At 48.4% G+C, this 345-nt stretch carries 1 pseudogene; it reads left to right on the forward strand.

Annotation, left to right across the window (positions count from 1 at the left end):
- Positions 1-81: 81 nt before the first annotated feature.
- Positions 82-345: pseudogene (locus tag A3762_RS05900) on the forward strand (C4-dicarboxylate ABC transporter); the annotation flags it as partial.

Below are 345 nucleotides of genomic sequence, written 5' to 3' on the forward strand. Positions count from 1 at the left end.
AAATTTATTCTGGTTGGTCTAATCTTACTATGCGCTACAACTGCTACATTCACACGTCACCACATTGCTATGCGTCCGGTGATGTCTCGCTTAGATCACTACGTGGCGAGCACAGCTCAGTTAGCTGCTAATGGCTTACTACTGGCGTCTGCTGTAGCATTTAGAGATCTAGCACATTCAGATGGATCCAAAATAACCGCTGACGTGGCCTTCATTCATGAACTCTGGGTCTATGGCTTCGGCGTACTCACCATCATGAGTGCCATCAACATATTCCGACCTGCGGCAGATCTCACACCAGGCGGCAACATTGGTCGAGCTGGTCTAGCTATTCCATTGTACGCA

The sequence above is a fragment of the Oleiphilus sp. HI0125 genome, assembly GCF_001635355.1.